Origin of the sequence: Pseudoalteromonas sp. P1-9 (assembly GCF_001399975.1) — a bacterium.
GTDB lineage: Bacteria > Pseudomonadota > Gammaproteobacteria > Enterobacterales > Alteromonadaceae > Pseudoalteromonas.
This window is the reverse complement of record NZ_LKBD01000129.1, coordinates 1-569: the sequence shown is the minus strand read 5'-3', so window position 1 is coordinate 569 and position 569 is coordinate 1. Positions and strand designations below refer to the sequence as shown.

Annotated in this window: 1 protein-coding gene; it reads left to right on the top strand. The window is 40.6% G+C overall.

Annotation, left to right across the window (positions count from 1 at the left end):
• A partial coding sequence (locus tag AN214_RS21860) for a putative Ig domain-containing protein (RefSeq protein ID WP_152960855.1) occupies positions 1-569 on the top strand: 569 nt, incomplete at both ends.

Genomic DNA, 569 nt, shown 5'->3' with positions numbered 1-569 from the left:
TTAACGTATGAAATCTCGCATGGCCCCGATTGGTTATCTATTGATGAAGCTACAGGGGTGATCAGTGGCACCGTACCTGAACCACAACGTCCAAGTTACTCAAAGTGGGAGGATGTTGATTTAATTGTGAGTGATGGTGAGTTTACACATCAAGAATCAATTTCATTTAGTATTGCGCACCTAATAACTGTAGAAATGCCTAGCGAACCGATTTATGGCGTTTTGGGTGAATCATTTAGTTATCAATTTCAAGCGCAATATGATGACGGGTTAAGGTTTAAGCATTTCGGATTGTCAAATGAGCTTCCAAATTGGTTAACATTAGACATTGAAACGGGTATGCTGACGGGCACTGTGCCACAGAATTATAGTGGTGAGCAAATTGCTTTCAGAATAGAGGCTTACACCAACTTTGGTCGTTCTGATTGGTATACTGTCAGTATCCCTTTCTATGGCAAGCATATGTTCAATAATGCCCCAACAACGGCAGTCGATGTAAATTCGAGCTATGAATACTTACCTGAGATTATGCTCGGGTTAAATGCTGGTTCAGAGTTGGTATTTTCTAT